This window comes from Rufibacter sp. XAAS-G3-1 (genome assembly GCF_013623775.1).
Lineage (GTDB): Bacteria > Bacteroidota > Bacteroidia > Cytophagales > Hymenobacteraceae > Nibribacter.
Map to the genome: position 1 here is coordinate 93,038 of NZ_JABFAM010000011.1, position 23,030 is coordinate 116,067.

Genomic DNA, 23,030 nt, shown 5'->3' on the forward strand with positions numbered 1-23,030 from the left:
CATGTCGTCTACGCCTGATAAGAAGTACCGGAAAACCATTTCGGCGCTTTGGCTACTTTTTGCCGGAGGATTTGTGTTCTTCCTGCTGTACGTTTTTGCCGTTAGCATCAATTTCCTGAACCTCTTCGGTGATATGCCAGACCTGAAAACGCTGGAAAACCCCAAGAGTGAGCTGGCGTCTGAGGTGTACTCAGAAGACGGCCAGCTCCTGGGCAAGTATTTCCGCGAAAACCGGACTCCCGTTACTTATGAGCAGTTGCCCAAAACGCTGGTAGACGCTCTTATCGCCACTGAAGACATTCGGTTTGAGGAACACTCCGGCATCGATTTTAAAGGTACTTTGGCGGTTCCGTATTATAAACTGACTGGCAAGCAAGACCGGGGCTCCAGTACGCTCACCCAGCAGTTGGCCCGTAACCTCTTCCGTACCCGCGATGACCTGAACAACGGCTTCCTCAGCGATGTGCCCGGCCTACGCATGCTCATCATCAAGACCAAAGAATGGATCATGTCTGTGAAACTGGAACGTTCTTACACCAAGAAAGAGATCCTGCTCATGTACCTGAACACCGTGGACTTCGGCAGCAACGCGTTCGGGATTAAAGTAGCCGCCAAAACCTTCTTCAACAAAGAGCCCGAGCAACTCACCCTGGAGGAAAGCGCCACGCTGGTGGGCGTCTTGAAAGGCCCTTCTTTCTACAGCCCGGTTTTAAGGCCTGAGCGTTCTATGGGTCGGCGGAACACCGTACTAGACCAGATGCTCAAATACGGCTTCATTGACGAGCCCGTTCACCAGGTAGCCAGTGCCAAACCCATTAAGCTGGATTTTAACGTGGAGAACCAGAACAAAGGCCTAGCCCCTTATTTCCGGACTGAAATTGGGAAATCCATCGCGCAATGGTGCCGTGACAACGGGTATGACCTCTATTCTGACGGCCTTAAAATCTACACCACCATTGATTCGCGCATGCAAAAGCACGCCGAGGCGGCGCTGGAGCAGCACATGAAAGTGATGCAGAAGGAGTTCTTCCAGCAATGGAAAGGCCGCAACCCCTGGATCAATGACAACGGCAAAGAGATCAAGGGCTTTTTGATGGATAGGATGAAGACCACGGCCCGGTACAAGAGCCTGGTAGAGCAATACGGCAATGATGAAGATTCCATCAAATACCACCTCAACCACAAGGTGCCCATGAAGGTTTTCTCCTGGAAAGGCGAACGGGACACCATCATGAGCCCCATGGACTCGCTGCGGTACTACAAGCATTACCTGCAGGCGGGCTTCATGGCCATGGACCCGCTCACCGGCAAAGTGAAAGCCTGGGTAGGCGGCACCAACTTCAAGTATTTCAAGTACGACCACGTGAAGCAAGGCGCCCGCCAGCCCGGTTCCGTTTTCAAGCCGTTCGTGTACACCGCCGCCATTGAGAAAGGCTTCTCTCCCTGCTATACCGTTACCGATGCGCCGGTTACCATCATCAACCCAGACGGCAAGCCCTGGACGCCTAAAAACAGCGATGGCAAATACTCGGGCCGCCGCCTGACCTTGCGCGAAGCCCTGTCTTTTTCGGTGAACAGTATCACCACGTACCTCATGAAGAAGCTGGGCCCCGAGGAAGTGGTGGCTACCGCTAAACGCCTGGGCATTACTACGCCGCTAGACCCCGTTCCTGCCCTGGCTTTGGGTTCCAGTGACGTGACGCTGTATGACATGGTGGGCGCTTACGGTACTTTCGTGAACAAAGGCACCTGGACTCAGCCCCAATACCTGATCAGGATTGAAGACAAGAACGGCACCATTCTACATGAATATGCGCCCAAAACCGTAGAAGCCCTCAGCGAAGAAACCGCGTACCTCATGGTGAATATGTTGCAAGGCCCCGCCGATACGCGGGGTGGCACTGCTTATTACGGGCTGCGCCACCGCTACGGCTTAAAAAACGAGATTGGCGCTAAAACCGGGACTACCTCCAATTACTCAGATGCCTGGTTTATGGGAATTACCCCAGATCTGGCCGCCGGGGTTTGGGTGGGCGGTGAAGACCGCAGTATCCACTTCCGGAGCGCCGCCTATGGGCAAGGAAACAAACTGGCCATGCCTATTTATGCGCTGTTCATGAAGAAAGTGTACGCCGACAAATCGTTGAATGTCTCTAAAGCCGCTTTCCCGAAGCCGTCGCAGCCGCTTTCCACCAATATCAACTGCGGAGGCACAGGCTTTGCACCTACCGTGGCTGATTCCGTAAAACAGGAGCAAACGCTTACCTTACCGCAAAAGGTGGAGGAAGACCAGTTTTAAGGCTTAAGACTTGTATATGGCTTTTGAGGAATCATTGAAAGAGCAGTTAAAGCACTTGCCCCATCGCCCTGGCATCTATAAGTATTATGATGACAAAGGCATTATTTACGTGGGCAAGGCCATAGACATCCGCAAGCGGGTAAGTTCTTATTTCAACTCCTCCAAGCAGCACAACAAGAAAACCCTGAAGCTGATCTCCCAGATCAAGCGCATTGAGTTCACCATTGTAGACAGTGAGGCCGATGCTTTTTTGCTGGAGAACAACCTCATCAAGCAGCATCAGCCCAAGTACAACATCCTGCTGAAGGACGGCAAGTCGTATCCGTTTCTCTGTATCACCAATGAGCGGTTCCCCAGGGTGCTAAGCACCAGAAACAAGCTCAACGACGGCTCGCGCTACTTTGGCCCGTACCCCAGCGTCACCAGCATGTACGTGGTGCTGGAACTCATCAGGACACTGTACCCGCTGCGCACCTGCAGTTACAACCTGAGCCCGGCCAACATTGAGGCCGGCAAGTTCAAGGTCTGCCTGGAGTACCACATAGGGAATTGCAAAGGCCCCTGTGAAGGTCTCTATGACGAAACCCAGTACAATGAGCACATCCAGCAGATCAGGAACATCCTTTCGGGAAACCTGACCGTCGCCAAAAACTACTTCAAGGAAGCCATGTCTGCGGCGGCCGCCGATTTTCAGTATGAACTGGCGCACCAGTACAAACAGAAACTAGACCTGCTGGACGATTTCCAGGCCAAGTCTACGGTGGTGAGCCACACCCTCACCAACATAGACGTTTTCACCATCACGTCCAATGAGAAATGCGCGTTCCTCAACTACCTACGGGTGATGAACGGCTCTATCATTGGTACCCAATCATTGGAACTGCAGAAGAAACTGGAAGAGACCGACCAGGAGATTCTGGCTTCTATGATCATGCAGTTACGCCAGGACTTTGAAAGCTCCTCGCGGGAGATTCTGGTGAACATTGATGATCTGGTGCTGCCGCTGGAAGGCGTGACCGTCACGGTTCCGCAGATTGGTGACAAACGGAAGCTCCTGAACCTGTCTTTGAAAAACGCTTTGTACCTGCGCAAGGAGAAAGAAAGCATGCAGGACAAGTCTAAGGACAGCAACGAGGTGCGCATCATGGAAACCATGAAACGCGACCTGCGCCTCACTGAGCTTCCCAAGCATATTGAGTGTTTTGATAACTCCAACTTCCAGGGTGATAATCCGGTGGCTTCAATGGTCTGTTTCCGGAACGCGAAGCCTTCCAAGAAGGATTACCGGCATTTCCACATCAAAACTGTGGTGGGCCCAGACGATTTTGCGTCTATGTACGAGGTAGTGACCCGCCGCTACCGCCGGCTGATGGAAGAAGGCGCGTCCCTGCCCCAACTGATCATCATTGACGGCGGCAAAGGCCAGCTAGGCATGGCCGTGAAAGCCCTGAAAGACCTGGGCATCTACGGCCAGGTCGCCATTGTGAGCATTGCCAAGCGCCTGGAGGAAATCTTTTACCCCGGCGACACCCTTCCGCTCTACATAGATAAGAAATCTGAGACGCTCAAGCTGATCCAACGGCTTCGGAACGAAGCGCACCGCTTCGGGATCACCTTCCACCGTTCTCTGCGGGATGCGGGCACCCTGCAAACGGAGTTAACCAAGGTGAAAGGCCTGGGGCCTGCCACTGCCGAGAAGCTGCTGAGCAAGTTTAAATCTGTGAAGAAGATCTCTGAGTTGTCTCAGCAGGAACTTGAAAGTGAGATTGGCAAGAGTAAAGCCAAATTGCTCCTGGACTATTTCGCTCAAAAGTAAAATGCTGTTTTTAGGCTGTTTTCCTGAAAAGAGCCTTAAAACAGCATTTCACTTTTGCTAGATTCTCAAGCAGTAGCGCTAAGCTTTTCAGGCGTTTCCGCTAGCGTTAAATCCTTATTGGTTTCTTTCTGCGCTTTGTCCTTTGCCTGGAACCGGCTTCTGTAGAGAGATCGGCAGGAGAGAGATCGGCAGGTGCACGTCTTGCGCTGTTCCTTGGCTTGTCCGTTTGTTGCGTGGGTGCAAGTGCTGCATTGCTTCATCCCTGGCGATATGCGCTCACGGCCGCGAGGCCCCGTCTTCCCCTCTCGCACTGCCCTTTCGGCCTGAGCCGTTTGCTTCTCTTAGCTGATGCCTGTCCAGGGCCAAAAGCGAGGCGCGCTCGGGGAAGACTGGAACTGGGGAAAGGAGTAAGAGCAGCAGGTAGTTACTCCCATTCTCCTGTAAGAATGCTACCCCTACATTTAAACCAGACGTTCCGCCCTCCGGCTGGAGGTTCCCGGCGATTCTGGAGACCCGCTTCCTCCCATGTCACGAGACTGGAGTCTTGCGCCAGTAGATTCTAAAGCTTGTTTTCGCGATGCCGCCCGCTCCCAAGGCCCCGTAGTGCGCGCAGCTCCTACGAGTGTCTGCGCCGATGCCGTTTATAGCCTGTTTTCCCTAAAACAGCCGCGAAACGCTATAGCAAGGTGAGGATGTCTGCCCCGCAGAAAAAACCAACCGTAGAAAGCGATGCGTGCCGCAGACAAGGCAGTGCCTGGTCTCTACCGTTATCTAATTTACCCGGATAACTTCTCCCTAATGGGAGATTAGCAGCATCCCTGCCGTTTTAGGCCTGTTTCTCGCAAAACAGACCTAAAACGCTCAGCGGGGCTCCCCCTCCGTTGGAATAGGGCTAGCTTTCTGCTGAGGTTAGATTACCCTATCGCAAGTTTGGCACTAGCGTAAATGTGGTGGAAATTTATAGGAGAATGGGAGTAATATTCACCTTTCTCATTAAACTGTAGGGACAATCCCTTGTGGTTGCCCTTGTATTTGCGGGAGAACTATATTTTCTCGCAAATCAAGGCCTCATAGACCATCACTATTCCATTTTATCCATCTCTCGCCTTTATGGTGGTTCCTTGGTAAGAGCCAATTGCTTGGGGCACCACTATCAATATAGGGCATCCACAGGGATTGCCCCTATTGGAAGGCGAGCATTCTCTCAGCATATTTGAGTGAAATGGATTCGCCGGCCTAGGGGTGAGCGCCTCCAATGCTATTGATTGGGTGAACATTATTAATAGAAGAAATGAATGACAAGAAGGAAGATACAAAAAAAGGAGACCGTTTCTGGTCTCCTTTTTTTGTAATGTGCTTAAAACAAATCTAATAGCTCCACAAGCTGTACTCAAACTCAATGAGTTCTTCCATGGCTTGCTGGGCAGCTAATAAGCCTTTTCTACCGGCACCATACTGCTCTTCCAGGCGGGCGTCAGCTACGTTAGAAACCTTGGTGATGTAAGAGCTGAACAACCATAAGTCAAAGGCATCGGCCAGGTTCTTGTGCTGGGCATCGTTCTGGGAGTTGAACCAGAGGGCTTCCTCTGGGTGCGCTCTGAATACCCTTGCCAGGTCACTGTATTTGAAAGAGGCAATCGGCTTCTCAAAACCAAGGCTGTTGTACTTGGCTGGCATGATCAACGTGATGGCCTGGATATCATGATAAAGCCTTGAACGCTTTTTATCAAATACCACGTCTTCTTTGATCTCTAACTTGTAGAGTTCATTAGGAAGCAGCTCGTTCCCTGAAGTTACCACAGCCGTTGAGGCAGCCGTGCTCTTGGTAGCGGTTTTCTTTGGGGCTGGGGCAGGTGTTCCCCAGCCATCATCTTCTACTGCCGCCGGCGCATCAAAACCTGCCGCTTTTTCTGCCTCTGTTAATCCGCCACTGGTTTCCGCAGGGGTCATGTTGCCGAAAAATTCCTGCGCAGAGATAGGGGTGTTCAGCGTATCTGAACGGTAGGGCTGTAACTCACCGCGTTTTACGGCTTCCGTGATCAGCTTTGTGATTTGCTTTCCGCTGGAAAACATAGGAAGGTTCTGCTTTTCGCGCAAATCAACCGCTCTCCAGACAGTCTTCTTGAACATCACGTCAGACGGTGGAATTGGCCTGGTAGATGGGTTCGCTGCCGCAGAAGTAGTCATTAGTTGCTGGGCCTGCTCAGATTGTTTCTGAAGTGCCTGCTGCTGCTCTAACTCTGCCTGACGCGCTTTCTCTGCCGCAGCCTGGGCAGCCGCATTCTGCTTCGCTTTCTGGGCTGAGGTAGTTGACTTAGTGGTACGCTTTTGCGCCGTACTTACTACAGGTATGCTAAGCAAACCAGCTAAACCCAACACAATTAACTTCTTCATGATACTATGGATAACGTACTAGTTAAGCTGAAAAGTGATACTTGAGTTATCAGAAGGAACAACTTCCTGCTGATCACGATAGTTCATTCTACGTATTTCTTTTACGTCGATGGCAATTCTATCGCCCGGACGGGCCTGAGCCGCTAAGTTTCCTAAGCTAACGGATGGGCCTGTTCCTTGCACCTGACCAACCGGACGGTTACCACGCACCAGGTACACTGTGTATTGGGTTACTCTGTAACGGGCATCTTTCGGTAACTGGTTCTTGAAGCTTTCGTCAGGGATAGCCTGTACAGATAAGGTACGAGGGCCAGGCGCTGGCATGCCTTTCACAACATCTACCGGGCGTCCGTTGGCAGAAGCTACCACCCGTGGCCTTGGCACCAGTTTCACGGTGAAATCTTGTGAGCCAATCGCGTTTCCGCCGCTGCTCACATTTAATTTCACTTGTCTTGAGGTTGGAATGATAGTCAGGAAGCCTTTTTTAGCTCCTTTTACCACCGTTGCGCCATTCGCTGAGAACGAAGGATCATATACGGCACCTAAAGCAGGCACCTGTACACTCAGTTCATTTCCGCAGTTAAAGTACAAAGAGTTGATAGAGGCAGACTGGATTTGCATGACCGGTTTAGCCACTACGTAATCTTGTGTTACCGTGAAAGTGGTGTCACGCCCGCTTGACTGACGGAAACGCACTTGACCTTTCCAAGTCTTTTTCGCATTACCTTCAGCGTCATAGTTACCAGCGGTAGCCGTAAACTCAATCTGACCTTTTCCACCTTTCACAGAGATAGGTCTGCCGTCAACTGACATGGTAGGGGTTACGGCATCAGATGAAGCAGCCAGGAACATTTCTGCTTTGTATTTGGTGCCAGCCGCTACAGTTTTAGACTCAGCACTCGCCATGGCGAAGATGTTCTCAAACTTGATGATGTCTGCCCCAACTTTTTGAGCTAGTTGCGATAATGTCTCTGCTTCATACTTCAACACTTCAGATTCTTTCTGGGCTAACGTGGCCAAAGCAGCCACCATGGGCGTTTCTTCAAAGTTCAACTGAGCAAAGTTCTTTCTACGTTGATCCTTGTTTTTAGCTACCCGTGGATCTTCAGAACCACTCACGGCAATCTTTTCAGGAACTCTAGGATTGTACTGGCGCAGAAAACCGGCATACTGGTTTAACTTAGCCTCTAACTCATATCCCTTCCCATTTTTAGAACCGCCCAGCATTAACTCGTTTACAATCTCGTTGGCTTCTGGGTTTTTATAGTTTCCTGCTTCATCGGTACCACCGGTTCTGTCCTGAAGCTCTTTCCGCACCCCATGGATGTACTCCACTAATTGGGCGGTTTGTGCCCGAACTTCATTCGCTTGCTCCACTACTCTTGCATCCTGTGCTCTGTTGCCATTTTCAGCAACCGCCGCCGCAATTCCTTTAACTGTCCCGTTGTTGTCGCTCACCGTATTGCGGTTAACGCCCATTAGGCTTTCATCAATGAATTGGAATTTTAAAAGTATTGCAGAGCTTACATTCAATGCCAACAGCGCCGTCAAAACGAGATACATCATCCCGATCATCTTCTGCCGTGGCGTCTCTCTTCCTCCAGCCATAGTATTTTTAGATGTTTACCTTTTTATGTGATCTTATAATTTAAAGAGGAATGGCAGAGATTATCCTCTCATGGCATTTAACATGTTGCCATACACGTTGTTCAAAGAATGCAGGTTTTTGGTTAGGTTAGTTACCTCATCTTTAAATTGTTCTGTTTCGCGGCTTGCCTGGGTCAGATTTTCCATGGCACTTCCAATGCTACCGTAGAACTTGTTAATGGTTTTCAGGTGATTGTTGGCATCCTGAAGCTCCATTTCATACACCGCATTGAGAGCACCCAAGTTTTTGGTTACTTGCTGCACCTGGGCATTGTACGCCTGGGTATCTGCAGTTGCACTGGCCATCTGAGACACCACTTGTAACGTAGTACCGTAGGCTTCATTGATTTTATCCAGTGATCCGGTAGCAGTTCTTACGCGGGCGGCATACTCTTTAGTAGCTACCGTAGCGTCTGTCAAATCAGAGATTTGAGCAGTTGTTTCGCTTAATCTGTTTAGGCCTTGACCTAAAGAACTGATAGTGGCAGGAGTTACGTTCGCATCACGCAGCATTTTGTCTAGATCGCCAGTGATTGATGGGCCAGCTGCAGCAGCGGCTACTGGCACAGTTGGAAGCGGGCCATCATAATCGTCACGTAACTGCGGGTAAACGCGCTCCCACTCTGGCTCATGGGGTGGGTTTGGCTGGAAGGCACTCAGGAAGAAAATGACAGCTTCGGTACCAAGGCCAACTATAAGCATTTCATTCGCTCCAGGTAAGTGGAGAATTTTGAACAATGCTCCAACAATTACCACTGCAGCACCAATACCATAGATTTTTGGCATCACCTTATCGAAGAAGAAGTTGCCTCTTGATTTACTCATTTTTTAAAGGATTTAGAATGTAAGTATTCGGGTTAAGAAATAAATTATAAAGGGTCTTTTAAGACTATCTTCCCAAGTCAAAGTCAGAAGAACGGCCTATGTAAATCATGGCGCTGCGGAACCCGATGAAGGAACGGGCAGAATCCTGGTATTCAAAGTTGCGAACTCCAGTTTCCAGGAAGTGGGCAATGTCTTTCCAAGAACCGCCGCGTATTATTTTACGAGGTTCATTGTCATCATCATAAGTAGGGTTCAAATCCCATACTAAAGGCACAGTAGCCTCAGCGTAAGCATCTTCGCACCACTCTGCCACGTTACCAGACATATCATACAAACCAAAATCGTTGGGGTAATATTGCCCTACCGGAGCAGTATATGTAAATCCATCGCTGTAATAGTCGCCACGGCCTGGTTTGAAGTTAGCCAGCATACAACCTTTGGCGTTACGCAGGTAAGGGCCACCCCAAGGATAGGTTGCCAAATCACGGCCTCCACGGGCCGCATACTCCCACTCGGCCTCAGACGGCAGACGGAAACTTGGCATAGGAGCCATGCCGCTCTCTACGTTGTAGTTGTTCTTGTGCTTGGTTCTCCAGTTGTTAAAATACTTGGCAGCAAACCAGTCTACCCCTACCACCGGGAAGTCATCAAACGCCGGGTGGGAGAAGTAATACTCCATCAACGGGTCGCCCATGTGGTAGGTGAAGTCTTTCACCCATACCGTGGTATCTGGATACAACTGGGTCATCACGAACTCTTCGCCTAGAATATCCAATGAGTCCTGACGGATGGCGTCTATGAACTGACGGTATTCATTATTGGTGATCTCGGTTTCGTCCATGTAGAAGCCACCAATGGTTACCTGCTTGTTCATGTTAGACATGCTGGCCGCAATGTCCTGGTCTGTCTGGCCCATATGAAAAGTACCACCCGGGCAGGCAACCATTCCGTAAGGAATCTCCTGCGGATTGAATTCTGGGCGGTCTTCTGCCCCAATCACATCGCCCTGTGAATCTCTACCCATACCACAACCTGCCATTAAGACTACGCTTAGAGCAATGGCAGAAAACTGTAAAAACTTAATCATATTCTTGGACTTGAAAAAAGTAGCGTTCACGCTAAGCAGTTATAATTTTTAAGATAGCAACTAAATGTCCTAATCGAAAAACAAAATTAGTGTTTTTTCTTGAAGTTCAATATCCTAACGAGGCAAACAAAATAATATTTTATTTTGTTCACAATTCCCTCCTCGCTGGAGATATGCGTGTTACTTAAAACTAATATTTAAAAGAAGTAACGTGGGGTTCTAACAGGAGGCTTTGTATTATTCTTAGGTTTAGGTAGTCTATACCCCAACATTACCTCATGAGAGGTGGCTCTTTTAGCATCTGTGCCTACGGCGGTATAGTCAAAAGAGTATCCAAAGCTCAGTGCGTTGTCCTTTAAAAGATAAACACCCAACATGCCCGTGATGGCTTCTCCAAATCTGTAGCCGGCCCCACCCCAGAATTTATCATTGAAAGTTGCCCTGGCCCCAGCCTCCAGAGAGGTAACGCTGGCATTAAGATCTTGCTTAAGCAAGACCGTTGGTGTTACGTCTACAACATCAGAAAGTTCTACTTCATACCCGCCGGTCACCATCAGATGCTTCTCACCGGTCACTGTCCCTAAGTTCCCATCCTGAGCCTCATTCTCAAACTGATAGTTAGCTCCCAAAAGATTCACCAGACCGGCTCCGGCATACCACCTGTCATGCTGGTACCAAAGCCCACCCCCCAGATCAAACTTACGGTCAGAACTGTTAAAAGGTATACGGGTATCATCTATTTCGTTTGGCCGATACCCTCCTTTGCTCATGTTGGTTAAACCTCCCTGCACTCCTATGCCCAGGGTTCCGCCTCCAATAGACAAATGGTAGGAGTAAGACAGTTGGGCATTGAAGATATCTACGGCCCCAATCTCGTCCTTCATCACCACCAACCCAATACCACCCTTTAAGGCATTGACAGGGGCGGAAATAGTGAACAAGGCGGTCTTGGGGGAGCCTCCGGCATCAAAGGTACCGTCATAGCCCAGCCACTGGTACCTGTAGAGCACATTCAGCTCGGTCTGGCCTTTCACGCCCGCGTACCCGGGGCTTATGAACTGACCGTTAAAACCATAATGGCTAAACTGCGGTAGCTGCTGCGCCTGCGTAAAAAAAGGACACAGGAGCCCCAGGAAAAAAATCAGGAAACCAGATTTGTGCATCATGTACAGCAATGAAATACCCTTGCTTGCGCAAGAGTCGTTTGGCAAAAGCTAGCAAATTATCTATTAACTACCAAAAGCTAATTCTGATCTTCAAGCTCTAGCCATGCTACGCACAAACCAATTAAAAAGTAACGCCTGGTTTACTTTTTCTTAGAATGGTGTTGGATATAAACCTCAATTGCCCCTGTCATGGAAGGCGCGTTGGGCATAGGAGCCTCAATATCTAGTTCAAGACCAGCATCACGCACCGCCTGGGCTGTAGTTGGGCCAAAGGCGGCAATACGGGTGCCATCTTGCACAAAGTCTGGGAAATTGGTGAACAAGGAGTGTACGCCAGAGGGGCTAAAGAAGGCAATACAGTCGTACTTCACCTCAGCCAGGTCAGACAGATCTGAGGCCACGGTTCTGTACATGGTGGCCTCTGTGAACGTAAAGTTGTTCGCCCGCATAAACTCCGGAATATCTTCCTTTCTGATATTGGAGCAAGGGTATAAGAACTTTTCGGTCTTATGTTTCTTCAGCACATCAAACAGGTCAGAAGAGGTCTTGCCGCCAATAAATAATTTCCGCTTCCGTAGAACGATGTATTTCTGCAGATAGTACGCGGTCTGGTCAGAAATACAGAAATACTTCATTTCAGCCGGCACCTCTATCTTGCCTTCGGCACAGATCCTAAAGAAATGGTCTACCGCGTTCCGGCTGGTGAAAATAATAGCGGTATGATCCAGGATGGAAACCTTGTCTTTTCTGAAATCTTTATAGGAGACGGGTTCAATATCAATAAAAGCCCTGAAGTCTACTTTGATGCCATATTTCTCAGCAATACTCAAATACGGAGAATTATCGTTTGCCGGCTTTGGCTGCGTGACTAGAATACTAGAAATTTTCTTTGAATGTCTATCAGCACCCAGCTCTTCTTTACCGTCAGCCATATTTAGAAGGTAGTTTAACAACTTATAATCTAAAATCTGTAATCATTCCTATTTGCCAGAGCTTTACACAAAAACGATCAGTTTAAGTAAAATCATCAGTGGAATCACCTCTGTGGCGCAAAGGTAGGAAAATAAATGTAGATTTTTAAGGGAATATTTTTTACTAACTGTATGGAAAGTCCTTATTACAGTAAAAACCAGCACGGCTGTAATGCTCACATTAGCAATCCAATACACCACCTGCGGGGTAGAAGACCACAACCCCAGATACAGCAGCAGCACGAACGGCAAGAACAACCCCATCCCCAACAAGGTACGCAAGAATTCACGGTATTGCGAAAGCACCATTTCTCCCACCCCAAAAATAAACCCCATCAGCCGCAGAAAGAGGTACTTAAAGATGACGAACAGGAAAATAATGAGGGAATACAGCAAGATTTTAGAGATGAGATCTGCCTGCGTAGCGGTGAACAATTGGTTTAGAAGTGCCAGATCCTCCAGATTGGTATGGATAGCCACAATCAACAGCGCAAAGGACAAGGCAAACGCCAGCACGAACAGAATACTTGACCAGTTCCCAATGGGTTTGGCCAGCAAACCTTCTTCCAGGGTAGAAAGTTTTGTAAAACTGCTCCACCTGAAAATACTGGTGAAATCTGAGTAGAACGTCATCCGTAAGGCACCATAGATTAGCCCTACCACTACCATGAAAAAGATGAGGGCACTCCGGTGCGCGTCTGGTTGCTTGGGTATGGGCCTGTACGCGGCAATGGGCCTGGAGCTTAAGGAGGGCATTTGCTCCTGGGGCACTTTGAAGGACGGATAGTTGGGCTGCTGATCTGGGTGCCAAACGGAGAGCAGGTACTTCTTTCCGGGTTTCAGGAACGGAGATAAATCAATGGTGTAGCGCGCGGTAGAATCTGCCACAAAAACCAACCGGTTGTCTAGGAAAAGGCAAAGCTCCCGGCGGGCAGCAAACTCTATCTTCGGGTTCGTGAACTTGTCTATGCTCACCCATTGGTACAAGGCCTGGCGCTCCCCATGAAACTCAGGAAGGTAAGGCACCAACTTGTTTTGACTGGCTTTGTAGATCAACCAGTCAGAAGACAGCAAAGGCTTTAAGGTGCCCGATTGCCCTAAAACAACGCCGCACCACAACCAAAGACCTATCACTACCCCCCAGAATCGCATGCATTTAGGTGCTTGAGGTAGATTTAGAGGAATATTGGCCCAGCACTAGGCTTAGCACCAAGGAGAAACCCAGGAGGCACAGCAACAGAGTCAGGGTACCCCAGTGTGAGAAGTTAAAGACGAACAGAATCACCAACACATTGAGGAGCGCTAAAATAAGCACGGTGGCTACCTGGCTAAAACCCATTGCCAGAATGCGGTGGTGGATGTGGTTTTTATCTGGCGAGAAAGGTGACACCCCGTTCAGTACTCTAATAAGAGAAACCCTTACGGTATCAAACAAAGGGACAAAGAGCACGCCTAAGGCCACTACCGGAGCAGACTGCACCGCCCGCATCTCTATGAATTGGATGGCCATGATGGAAACCACAAAGCCACAGAGCAAAGAACCGGTATCACCCATGAAGATCCTGGCTTTGTAAAAATTATACCGCAGAAAGCCCAGCAAACCACCAATCAAGCAAACCGCCACCCCAGCATAATTAGAATAGGCCTCTATGTGCGCGTACCAGAAAAAGAAACCGAACGTGGACACTACTATGGTCACAATGGTGCCGGCCAGGCCATCTAAACCATCAATCAGGTTAATGGCATTGGTGATGCCTATTATGGTAAAGAAGGTAAAACCATAACTCAAGCCATCGGGCAGTTCATGGATTCCAAAAATACCCTGGAAACTGGTGACCCTGATATCAGCAATGAACATGACCACGCCGGTGGCCAGTACCTGCATAAAAAACTTCTTGAAAGCAGATATGGAAACCAGATCGTCTTTTAAGCCGCCAAAGAAAAGAATAATGCAACCCGCCAGGACTTGCTGTACCCCATTGGACAAATCCCCGAAAATGGTGAGTGCCGACATGAAACCAGCGAATACCCCCAGGCCGCCCAATCTTGGCGTAAGCGACACGTGCACCGTGCGCTTATTGGGCTGATCCAGGATGTTCTTCAAGTGCGCCACATACACAATGGAAGGGATCGCAAATAAAGCAATAAAGAAAGACCAGCTAAAAGAAAGGAGGTATGTGAAAAATTTCATGCCATCTCTAAAGTAAATATATAATTCTGCGCCTGATCCTATTTATTCGTCCTGGCAGCAATTCCGCGATGCAGGCCGTTAAGAGTGGAGAATACCTTCTTTCTCCAGAATGGAAATATGAATAAGGTTTTCCTCCACCACGCTGCCCGGCACAAACACAAACCGTTTGTCATGAATGTTGCGGCCAATGTAGTAGCTCACCCAATACTCATTGGTGAGTTGAAACAAAGCGGGGTCAATAGGTTCTACCTGCAAAACGCTTTTAGGGCTCATTTGGTCAAACATGTGCCGCAGCACCGATGTTTTTACTTCCTGCCCGTCCTGTTCTCCATATCCTTTGGAGGAGATAAGCACATTCTCCAGGTAAAAATCATTGTTGTTGATAAAGTAGACATTCCACTCCTCAAGCCCTAACTCATTCAACTCACGGGCAATGGCTACCGATACGCCCTCTACCTGATGAAAATCAATGTCTTTCTTCATACTGATGCGCCAATAATTTGGCCTCAAATAATCGTTCAAAATGATGAAGCAGTTTCTCCTCTACCTCTTCCATAGGTACTACGCGCCCTACTTCCTTCTCCAGGGAGGTCACGGCTTTGTCTGAGATTCCGCAGGGCACAATGTTGTCAAAATAATCCAGGTCTGTGTTCACGTTAAGGGCCAGGCCATGCATGGTTACCCAGCGGCTGCATTTCACGCCCATGGCACAGATTTTTCTGGGATTGCGCTGTTCTTCAAAATCCAGCCATACGCCGGTAAGTCCCACAATTCTACCTGCCCGCAAACCATACTCGGCCAGCGTCTGGATCACCGCCTCTTCCAACAAACGCAGGTACTGGTGAATATCTGTGAAAAAATTCTCCAGATCCAGAATAGGGTACGCCACCAACTGCCCGGGGCCATGATACGTGATGTCACCGCCCCGATTGATCTTATAGAAGGCAGCCTTCTTCTCGGCCAACCCTTGCTCGTCTAAAAGCAAATGTGCTTCGTGCCCGCTTTTTCCCAACGTGTACACATGCTGATGCTGGCAAAGCAGCAGGTAATTAGGAGTCGTCAACTTCCCTGTTTCGGGCAGGGCCCTGTTCTGGGTCTTGACGGCTACTATTTCTTTTAAAAGCTGCTCCTGGTAATCCCATGCCTGCTGGTAATCTACCAGGCCCATTCTCTCATACAAAATGCTCCTGTTCTGCTTCATGGTTCTGCGGGGCTACCTTTCTCTATTATATATATAATGTTACTCTGCCTTGCAGCACTGTCTCTCTCTTGTCCTATACAGAAGGCTACTTTTCCCGTATAGAAAGCTTTGTTATCAGAAAACTGTGCAAATTACTCATTAAACCAGCACCTACCAAAAATGGCGCATAATACTACTTTAGGTAAGCTGGGCGAACAGGCCGCCGAAGCGCATCTGACCGCGCTGGGGTACCTGGTTCTGGAAAGAAACTACCGGTACAAGCGCGCCGAAGTGGACTTGATAGTCACGAAGGGAAAGACCTTGGTCTTGGTAGAAGTCAAGACCAGGAGCACCCACCAATACGGGTTCCCCGAAGAGGCGGTTTCTGCCCGAAAAGAGGCCATGCTCCAGCTGGCGGCAGACTATTACATAGAACAGCACCAATGGCAATATGACGTCCGGTTTGATGTCATCTCTGTTTTATGGCAACAGGGCAAGCCTAAGATTCTGCACATAGAAGACGCGTTCCATTAGCTGCCTCCGTTTTGGCATTCGCTTATTGGTTCTTACCGCGTTTTGGGCTCTGCTTGGGATTGGCTTCTTGAGAGAAATTGGCAGAGATGCACGCCTTCCGGTGTTTCTTGGCTTGGTTGTTTGTTCCGTGGGTGCAAGTGCAGTCTCATGCTGTTCCCCTTGGCTTGTCTGCTTAGAGCTTGAATATTAGTTTGTGCACGCCTTTTGCTGTTCCCTTGGCTTGTCCGCTTTTTCCGTGGGCGCAAATACTTTGCTGTTTCATCTGTTCCGCTAAGCGCTCGGGGAAGACGGGAACTGGAAATGTAAGTAGCAGTGGTGATGAGAACCCGTAGAGCCGAAGTTTCCACGTTTTGGGGCTGTTTTTCGGAAAACAGGCCATAAACGTGGAAACCCGCTTCCCGGCCCTGTCCCCCCGACAGACGGAAGAAAAGCCTGCCATTCATGTATTTTTGCTTGTCAGGGGACAGGTCAGAGAAAGGACTTCCTTTTTCCCTACAAGAGAAGCTCCTGGGAGGCGTAGGGTGGGTTCTAGCGCTTCAGCCTCCCATTTTAAATCTTTCAATAGAGGTAAAAGTACCAGAATCAAACAGATCTATCATATAGCACCAACGCAGAACACAGTATCATAAATCAAGGAACCCGTTTGGGGCCTGTTTTCTGAAAAACAGGCCCCAAACGAGTTCCTTTTAAACAAGCGCCTTAACGGCTATTATTTTTTTTCTCAAATACCAGCGTGCCGTGCCGGTCATATTGTTTCACCAGCACCGGCTCAACCGGTTTGTCAAACGCAGACTCGGCGTACTCGAACTCAAACTGGCGGCGGCCCCTGAAATCATAGAAATTGATCCAGGTGCCAACTTTACGGCCTTTGTCGTAAGTGCCTTGCCATTCCAGTTGACCGTTCTCGTAGAACTTGTAGTACTCGCCCTGCACTTGGCCATATTGGTAGGGAATCACTTCTTTGATCTTGGTTTTGGCGGCATCATAGTAAGAAATGACCGCATCGCGCAGGAAGCCTTTCTCATAGTGCTGCCGCTGGGTAAGGGTGCTGTCTGGCCTAAAGGTTTCCCACCGCAGGTGCTTGGTTCCTACAAAGAAGTAGCCTTGCTCAATGACCACCTCGCCCCGCATTTTGGTGTACGGCCCGTGCAGAATAAGCATCTGGGTTTTGGAAGGGTCTAGGGCGGCGGCCCTGAAAATCTTGCGCTTTTTTACGTCAAAATAATGCTTGTCCCGCACATAAGGGTTCGGCTCTTTGTACTCGCGCAGGTAGTAAAAGGTCTCCACTATCTGGTTGTTGCCTTTCCCCTGCCGGGCAAAGCCTTTTTTAACCCGATAACCGAAGTAGGTCTTCTTCTTTTTAGACTCCTTTTTCTGGTCTTTTTTGTTTTTGGCCTCTAAAGCGCTGTCTGCCGCCGCAGTGGCCAAAGACGGTTTCGCCAGGGAGTCGTTCAGAAGGACTGTGTCTATAGGGCCAGACACCAGAGCGGCTTTGTCTTTCTGCCAGAAAAACAGCTTCTTTTTTTCCTTGCCTATAACTTGGGCTTGGCTCACTTGCGGCAGTCCCCAGAAAATCCCCAGGCCGCACAGCAGCACCTTTGCCCAGATTCTCAACTTACCCATAGCAGACTTCTACTTTCTGAATTTTAATCATAACGCCTTTGGCTCCTCAAATGGTATACAGCACCCCATGACCGGAATTACCTTTCTGAGGCTGCTTTGTAAAGAAGAACAAATCACGGAAAATAAAATTCAGTGACAGCTGTTTTTAACCTGATTTTCTTAAACCAAGCCAAAAATACGAGCTACAGATTTGCCGTGTAAGAGGAATGAAGCCGAAGCACAGCCGGATGGAATCTACGCAGCAGGTACCGCACTGGCCAGCAAAGTAGGCTCTGCCATCACAGGCCGCACCACGCCCTTCCGCGCCTTCCTGCCTAAATCCTTACGGGCCTGCTCAGCCGTGGCTTGGGATACGAAACGACCCACCAAAACGCGGTGCACCGTTTGGCCGTTGACGCTTTCCTCCACCAGAGCAATAGGCATCTTCTGGTCAATTCTGCGCAATTTCTCTACCTGATCCTCGGCATTGTCCAGATTCTGGAACGAGCCAGCCTGAACCGCGAAGAATTGGGTTTGCGCCAAGGTAGGAGTTACAGAACTTGTAACAGAGATGGCAGAAACTGAACCCAGCTTGGCTGGCACTACCAACGAAGCGGTGGGGGCTAGTTTGGCGGGAACCGCTGCGGCCATGGCTTCCTCTGAGGCTTTCCGTTTGGCTCTGCTGGCTAAAAACGATGCTGGCAGGCCTATGACTTCTACGGTCACCTTGGCTAAACCGCTCCGGCGGTAGTTGATTCTACGGGCAGCGGCCTCTGAGAGGTCTATGATGCGGGCTCCGCTGAATGGGCCGCGGTCGTTGATTTTGACCACCACGCTTTCGCCGGTGGCCACATTGGTAACTCTAACTTTACTGCCTAATGGCAGTTCATTATGCGCTGCCGTAAGTTTATGACGATTGTAGATTTCTCCGCTGCTGGTAGGCCGGCCATGGTATTTGGCTCCATACCAGGAAGCCATGCCCTTTTGTTTATCACCTATTTCCTGCGCACTGGCAGTTAGCGTAAAACCGAAGAAAAAGATTGAAAGAACGGTGAGCGTATAGCAAATTTTCTGTATCCCCATTTCAGGATTTGTTGGTGGAACATCAATTTCAAGAGCACAAAATTAGGCGTAATTTCTTTACCACCAAGCTTCCCTAGGTCAACAGGGTATTACCAAGGGCTCATAAACAAGGCATAATCCTATGTTTATTTTAAAATATCCTAATATATTTTTTACTTATATAATTTATTTCATAAAATCTGGTATGCCAAATTTACAATATTAGGAACAGCAAATTTATAGCTATAAACGCCATAGGGCTAATTTTTGAACCCCAATAGGATTAAAATAACACCCCACCCCACCTGTTTCTGCCTTAGAAAAATAGAAAGCCGAAAATAAAAATATTTTTTTTCTTAAAAACTTAGCGTTCCCCTTTAAAAACAAGTAAAATGCTTACTGAATTAGCAGTTATATAGATAGAAACTAATATTTAACTGTATGGATTTCGGCCGTCTTCCAGACATCAAGAACGTAGACTTCCGCTTGCCTCCAGACCATCCGGCTACGCCGCAGGTACTGGCCAGAACGGCGCGGCCTACCCGTCCAAACCTCTACCTGGGCTGTCCTACCTGGTCAAACAAACCCTGGATTGGAACCTATTATCCGGCAGGGGCCCAGGATGCCCAATTGCTGTATTGGTACGCCCGGCAGTTCAACACGCTGGAGATGAACACCACGCACTACCGCATCCCAGACGCCACCGCCATTGCCCGCTGGAAACAGGCGGTACCGCCCGGGTTCGTGTTTTGCCCCAAGCTGCCGCAGATCATCAGCCATGACCAGTTACTGCAGAACGTGGGTGAGCCCACCAAGCGTTTCTGCGATGCCATCTTAGGCCTGGGTTCTAGCCTGGGAATGGCCTTTTTGCAGTTGCCTCCCTTCTTCGGCCCAGAAGATTGGCCAGTGTTGGAGAAGTTCCTGCTACAATTTCCCGCAGAGGTGCCGCTGGCCGTTGAGTTCAGGCACGAGAACTGGTTCAAGGAATCTAAGGTGACGCAGAAAGCATTTGACACGCTGGAGGAAAGACAAATCACCACCATCATCACCGATGTGGCGGGCCGAAGAGATGTGCTGCACATGCGCCTCACTACTGCCACGGCCATGATCCGGTTTAACGGCCACGGCCTGGTGCCTTCAGATTACACCCGTTTACAGGCCTGGGCCAACCGGCTGCACCAATGGCTGGAACAGGGTTTGCAAACGGTTTATTTTTTCATGCACCAGAAAGACATCATGGATGCGCCACCGGCATTAGTCTACTTGATGGAGGAACTAGAGAAACGGACTAGCCTTACGCTTGCCCGTCCGCAAAAGGTACAGCAGTTTGTTCAGGGGCAATTGTTTTAAGCTCAAGCGTTCCTCTTATACCCGTTTTAGGCCAGTTTTTAGAAAAACAGTTCCGAAACGCAAACCGCCCCTCTCCCACGGAGAGGGGTTGGGGTGAGGTCAAAAAGCAATCTGAAACGTAGTCAGCCCATCGGCCCCGCTTTGTAGGGTAAACCGGAACCCGTGGTGCAGCAGAATCTCCCGCACCATGGTAAGCCCGATGCCCTGTCCGTTGGCTTTGGTGCTGAAGAACGGCGAGAACAGCTTTTCCTGCACCTCTGGGGTGATGGGCTTCCCGTTGTCCTGAATCAGCAATTGCAGGGGCGAGGCGGTGGTTTTTACACATACCCAACCGCCTTCCTCCGTTGCCTCCAGCGCATTCTTCACCACGTTAATCAACACCTGTTCCATCTGCTGCACATCCAACTCTACAAACGGTATCTGCTCTGCCAAATCCCACTCCCATTTCACTTGCTTCCGTTCAAAACTGGGCAACATTAACCGATGGATGCTGTGCAACAACTGATGTAGGTCGGTGGGGTGCTTCACCGGTGGCGGAATCCGGACTACATTGGCGAAATTAGCCATGAAACCGGCCAGGTTCTGATTGCGCGTAATGCAGACTTGCAGCGCCTCGTCAAAGTCTGGGCGGGAGTCTGCAGTGAGCTGGCGCGAGAAATACGAGAAAGAGTGCAGGATGGAATTGACGGCCCCAATGGAGTTATTAATCTCATGCGACATCATCCTGATCAGTTTCTCGTAGGCGTTGCGCTCTTTCTCCAGCAGTTCCTGCGTAAGTTCCTCCACCAGAATGAAGTAGCGGTGGTAGCCTCGGTCCAGGAACCGGATTTTGCGGCAGCGGTACGTCTGGATGCCGTTGGGCCTAATCACGCGCTGCTCGTCCTTGGGTAGTTTCCCTAGGGAGCTTCCCCAGTGACTGGGCAATTCCTCCAGCGGTTTGCCCACTACTTCTTTCCCCGAGGTTTGTAGCAGCACGGCCGCCGCGGGGTTCAGGCCCGCCACTCGGTCATGCGTGTCCAGCAGAATGATGCCGGAGGGCGAGGCTTCAATCAGGCGCTCCAGCAGGAAATGTTTCTCGGTTTGGGTGACGCGCTGTTGCCGCAGCTCGTCCATCATCTGGTTATACACGGCAATGAGTTGGTCTACCTCTTTCTGGCCCGTTTCCAGGAATTTGATGGAAAAATCGCGGTCTCTGATAGATTCCACGCCCGCGGCGATGAGGTGGAGCGGCCGCACAAACGCGGTGAAAAGCCGGGCCGTGAGCACCAGACTGACCAGAATCAGCGCCTCGGCGGCCACAAACATGGCTTTGTTGTACGCGAGCAGTTGCCAGGCCAACACGAACATAGCGGCATACAGCAGCGCCGCCGTTAAAATAAACTTACTCCGCAGCGTCATACGGGATATTGAACTTCTCCAGCCTACGGTACAGCGAACCACGGCTCACGCCCAACGCTTTGGCTACCTTGCTCACGTTGTTGCTATAATGCGCCATGGACTTCTTGATCATATTGGCTTCCAACTCATCCAGGGTCATGGCTCCTACCGAGGGGAGCAGTTTCTCGTCCAGTTTTCTAGAACCGCCCTGCAACTGGTTCTGGAAATCCTCTACCTCCAGCAGACTTTTCCCCGAGACCAGCACCGTACGCTCCACCAGGTTCTTCAACTCCCTAATGTTGCCCGGCAAAGGAAGTTCACGCAGCCATTTCAGGGCTTTGGTGCTCACCTGCAGTTCCTGTTTATGGTACGTTTTTTTCAAATTGTTCACAAAATGCTGCACCAGCCGCGGAATGTCCTGGCTCCGCTCGCGAAGCGCGGGCAACTTCACCGTAATCAGGTTGATTCTATAATATAGGTCTTCCCGGAACTTCCCTTCGGCCACCATTTCCTGCAGGTGGCGGTTGGTGGCGCAGACCACGCGTATGTCCAGGTTCTTGGAACGGCTGTCGCCGAGGACTTCATAGGTGCGGTCTTGGAGTACGCGCAACAGTTTCACCTGGCTGCTCATGTCCAGTTCACCAATCTCGTCCAGGAAAATGGTGCCTTTGTTCGCCATCTCAAAGCGGCCCACCCGGTCGGTCTTGGCATCAGTGAAGGCGCCGCGGCGGTGCCCGAACATCTCGCTCTCAAACAAGCTCGCCGAAATTCCGCCCAAGTTCACTTTCACAAACGGCGCTTTCCGGCGATGGCTGTTCCGGTGGATGGCTTCGGCGATGAGTTCCTTGCCCGTACCGCTATCGCCTTCAATGAGCACCGAGGCGTCTGTGGCACTGATTTGGCCGATGTTGCGGAGCACCTGCAACAGGCCGGGGTCTTCGCCCACTAGCATGGAGAAATCGTACTGCTCATCCAGCTGCTTGCGGGTTAATTTTCCGGAAGGAACCTCGGCTATGGGCTGTGCCAGTTCCAACGCGGTTTTGATGGATTGCAGCAGATGCTCGTTGTTCCAGGGTTTGGTGATAAAATCGGCCGCGCCGCCTTTTAAGCCTTCCACTGCCAGGTTAATGGAACCCCAGCCCGTGATGAGAATAACCGGAAGGGCCGGGTACAGTTGCTTCAGTTTGCCTAGTAGTTGCAGGCCGTCTTCTCCGGTGGTTTCCATGGAGAAGTTCATGTCCATGAGGGCCAATTGGGGCATCTGCTTGGCGGCAAGTTGCAAGGCTTCCACGGGGCCGACCGCTTGGGCCGTGGCGTACCCGGCTTGTTTGAGCAACAAACTTAAAGAAGCCCGTACGGCTACGTCATCGTCAATAATCAGGATCATGGGTTTGGGAGCGGATAGGTGAAGGTAGCGTTTTTAAGCCGTTTTTGAAAAAACAGCCACTAAACGATATGGACAGAGAGATTGGGAGGAAACTGCGCGCGACAAGATATTGGCGTTTCGGAACCGTTTTTCAGAAAACGGC

At 49.9% G+C, this 23,030-nt stretch carries 18 protein-coding genes; 4 read left to right on the forward strand and 14 right to left on the reverse strand.

Annotation, left to right across the window (positions count from 1 at the left end; all coding sequences use genetic code 11):
• Position 1: 1 nt before the first annotated feature.
• Positions 2-2,299 carry a penicillin-binding protein 1A gene (locus tag HHO50_RS14080; RefSeq protein WP_181306702.1) on the forward strand — a complete coding sequence of 766 codons (2,298 nt, stop codon included), beginning with the start codon at positions 2-4 and terminating at the stop codon, positions 2,297-2,299.
• 16 nt (positions 2,300-2,315) lie between these two features.
• Positions 2,316-4,115: an excinuclease ABC subunit UvrC gene (uvrC, locus tag HHO50_RS14085; protein WP_181306703.1), complete on the forward strand. Its 1,800-nt coding sequence runs from the start codon at positions 2,316-2,318 to the stop codon at positions 4,113-4,115.
• A gap of 1,368 nt (positions 4,116-5,483) precedes the next feature.
• Here uvrC and gldN read toward each other — a convergent pair.
• From gldN to lipB, 10 genes are all read right to left on the reverse strand, one after another.
• On the reverse strand, positions 5,484-6,509 hold the full coding sequence (gene gldN, locus HHO50_RS14090; protein WP_181306704.1) for a gliding motility protein GldN: 1,026 nt from the start codon (positions 6,507-6,509) through the stop codon (positions 5,484-5,486).
• A gap of 18 nt (positions 6,510-6,527) precedes the next feature.
• Positions 6,528-8,117, reverse strand: a complete 1,590-nt coding sequence (gene gldM / locus HHO50_RS14095) for a gliding motility protein GldM (RefSeq protein ID WP_181306705.1) — start codon at positions 8,115-8,117, stop codon at positions 6,528-6,530.
• A 60-nt stretch (positions 8,118-8,177) separates the two neighbouring features.
• Positions 8,178-8,981, reverse strand: a complete 804-nt coding sequence (gene gldL / locus HHO50_RS14100; RefSeq protein ID WP_181306706.1) for a gliding motility protein GldL — start codon at positions 8,979-8,981, stop codon at positions 8,178-8,180.
• Positions 8,982-9,045: 64 nt separating this feature from the next.
• Entirely contained in the window at positions 9,046-10,005 is a 960-nt protein-coding gene (locus HHO50_RS14105) for an SUMF1/EgtB/PvdO family nonheme iron enzyme (protein WP_370457601.1), read from the reverse strand.
• 260 nt (positions 10,006-10,265) lie between these two features.
• The gene (locus tag HHO50_RS14110) at positions 10,266-11,234 is read right to left on the reverse strand and encodes a type IX secretion system membrane protein PorP/SprF (RefSeq protein WP_255478744.1); all 969 of its coding nucleotides are present in this window, start codon (positions 11,232-11,234) and stop codon (positions 10,266-10,268) included.
• A gap of 140 nt (positions 11,235-11,374) precedes the next feature.
• On the reverse strand, positions 11,375-12,166 hold the full coding sequence (locus HHO50_RS14115) for a uroporphyrinogen-III synthase (protein WP_181306708.1): 792 nt from the start codon (positions 12,164-12,166) through the stop codon (positions 11,375-11,377).
• A gap of 63 nt (positions 12,167-12,229) precedes the next feature.
• On the reverse strand, positions 12,230-13,357 hold the full coding sequence (locus tag HHO50_RS14120; protein ID WP_181306709.1) for a DUF4271 domain-containing protein: 1,128 nt from the start codon (positions 13,355-13,357) through the stop codon (positions 12,230-12,232).
• Positions 13,358-13,361: 4 nt separating this feature from the next.
• The gene (locus HHO50_RS14125; protein WP_181306710.1) at positions 13,362-14,396 is read right to left on the reverse strand and encodes an MraY family glycosyltransferase; all 1,035 of its coding nucleotides are present in this window, start codon (positions 14,394-14,396) and stop codon (positions 13,362-13,364) included.
• Between the two features lie 78 nt (positions 14,397-14,474).
• Entirely contained in the window at positions 14,475-14,879 is a 405-nt protein-coding gene (locus tag HHO50_RS14130; protein ID WP_181306711.1) for a hypothetical protein, read from the reverse strand.
• Positions 14,863-15,597 (reverse strand): lipoyl(octanoyl) transferase LipB, encoded by a 735-nt coding sequence (lipB, locus tag HHO50_RS14135; RefSeq protein ID WP_181306712.1) that lies wholly within the window; start codon positions 15,595-15,597, stop codon positions 14,863-14,865. Before lipB ends, HHO50_RS14130 begins: the two co-directional genes overlap by 17 nt.
• Positions 15,598-15,756: 159 nt before the next feature.
• Here lipB and HHO50_RS14140 point away from each other — a divergent pair, with 159 nt between their 5' ends.
• Positions 15,757-16,110: a YraN family protein gene (locus tag HHO50_RS14140; protein ID WP_181306713.1), complete on the forward strand. Its 354-nt coding sequence runs from the start codon at positions 15,757-15,759 to the stop codon at positions 16,108-16,110.
• A gap of 699 nt (positions 16,111-16,809) precedes the next feature.
• Here HHO50_RS14140 and HHO50_RS14145 read toward each other — a convergent pair.
• Together HHO50_RS14145 and HHO50_RS14150 are read right to left on the reverse strand one after the other, a co-directional pair.
• A complete protein-coding gene (locus HHO50_RS14145; RefSeq protein WP_181306714.1) occupies positions 16,810-17,733 on the reverse strand; it encodes a toxin-antitoxin system YwqK family antitoxin in 924 nt (307 codons plus the stop codon).
• A gap of 234 nt (positions 17,734-17,967) precedes the next feature.
• Positions 17,968-18,690, reverse strand: a complete 723-nt coding sequence (locus tag HHO50_RS14150; protein ID WP_181306715.1) for a septal ring lytic transglycosylase RlpA family protein — start codon at positions 18,688-18,690, stop codon at positions 17,968-17,970.
• 525 nt (positions 18,691-19,215) lie between these two features.
• Here HHO50_RS14150 and HHO50_RS14155 point away from each other — a divergent pair.
• The gene (locus tag HHO50_RS14155; protein ID WP_181306716.1) at positions 19,216-20,124 is read left to right on the forward strand and encodes a DUF72 domain-containing protein; all 909 of its coding nucleotides are present in this window, start codon (positions 19,216-19,218) and stop codon (positions 20,122-20,124) included.
• A gap of 99 nt (positions 20,125-20,223) precedes the next feature.
• Here HHO50_RS14155 and HHO50_RS14160 read toward each other — a convergent pair whose 3' ends face one another.
• Positions 20,224-21,522, reverse strand: a complete 1,299-nt coding sequence (locus HHO50_RS14160) for a PAS domain-containing sensor histidine kinase (RefSeq protein WP_181306717.1) — start codon at positions 21,520-21,522, stop codon at positions 20,224-20,226.
• Complete coding sequence (locus tag HHO50_RS14165) at positions 21,506-22,888, reverse strand: sigma-54 dependent transcriptional regulator (RefSeq protein WP_181306718.1); 1,383 nt, start codon at positions 22,886-22,888, stop codon at positions 21,506-21,508. The genes HHO50_RS14160 and HHO50_RS14165 overlap by 17 nt, the downstream gene beginning before the upstream one ends.
• Between the last annotated feature and the right edge of the window lie 142 nt (positions 22,889-23,030).

Bases quoted from the DNA above. Each gene is read 5' to 3' on its own strand.
- HHO50_RS14080 (WP_181306702.1), top strand. From the start codon at position 2: ATGTCGTCTACGCCTGATAAGAAGTACCGGAAAACCATTTCGGCGCTT.
- uvrC (WP_181306703.1), top strand. From the start codon at position 2,316: ATGGCTTTTGAGGAATCATTGAAAGAGCAGTTAAAGCACTTGCCCCAT.
- gldN (WP_181306704.1), bottom strand. From the start codon at position 6,509: ATGAAGAAGTTAATTGTGTTGGGTTTAGCTGGTTTGCTTAGCATACCT.
- gldM (WP_181306705.1), bottom strand. From the start codon at position 8,117: ATGGCTGGAGGAAGAGAGACGCCACGGCAGAAGATGATCGGGATGATG.
- gldL (WP_181306706.1), bottom strand. From the start codon at position 8,981: ATGAGTAAATCAAGAGGCAACTTCTTCTTCGATAAGGTGATGCCAAAA.
- HHO50_RS14105 (WP_370457601.1), bottom strand. From the start codon at position 10,005: ATGGGTAGAGATTCACAGGGCGATGTGATTGGGGCAGAAGACCGCCCA.
- HHO50_RS14110 (WP_255478744.1), bottom strand. From the start codon at position 11,234: ATGATGCACAAATCTGGTTTCCTGATTTTTTTCCTGGGGCTCCTGTGT.
- HHO50_RS14115 (WP_181306708.1), bottom strand. From the start codon at position 12,166: ATGGCTGACGGTAAAGAAGAGCTGGGTGCTGATAGACATTCAAAGAAA.
- HHO50_RS14120 (WP_181306709.1), bottom strand. From the start codon at position 13,357: ATGCGATTCTGGGGGGTAGTGATAGGTCTTTGGTTGTGGTGCGGCGTT.
- HHO50_RS14125 (WP_181306710.1), bottom strand. From the start codon at position 14,396: ATGAAATTTTTCACATACCTCCTTTCTTTTAGCTGGTCTTTCTTTATT.
- HHO50_RS14130 (WP_181306711.1), bottom strand. From the start codon at position 14,879: ATGAAGAAAGACATTGATTTTCATCAGGTAGAGGGCGTATCGGTAGCC.
- lipB (WP_181306712.1), bottom strand. From the start codon at position 15,597: ATGAAGCAGAACAGGAGCATTTTGTATGAGAGAATGGGCCTGGTAGAT.
- HHO50_RS14140 (WP_181306713.1), top strand. From the start codon at position 15,757: ATGGCGCATAATACTACTTTAGGTAAGCTGGGCGAACAGGCCGCCGAA.
- HHO50_RS14145 (WP_181306714.1), bottom strand. From the start codon at position 17,733: ATGGGTAAGTTGAGAATCTGGGCAAAGGTGCTGCTGTGCGGCCTGGGG.
- HHO50_RS14150 (WP_181306715.1), bottom strand. From the start codon at position 18,690: ATGGCTTCCTGGTATGGAGCCAAATACCATGGCCGGCCTACCAGCAGC.
- HHO50_RS14155 (WP_181306716.1), top strand. From the start codon at position 19,216: ATGGATTTCGGCCGTCTTCCAGACATCAAGAACGTAGACTTCCGCTTG.
- HHO50_RS14160 (WP_181306717.1), bottom strand. From the start codon at position 21,522: ATGACGCTGCGGAGTAAGTTTATTTTAACGGCGGCGCTGCTGTATGCC.
- HHO50_RS14165 (WP_181306718.1), bottom strand. From the start codon at position 22,888: ATGATCCTGATTATTGACGATGACGTAGCCGTACGGGCTTCTTTAAGT.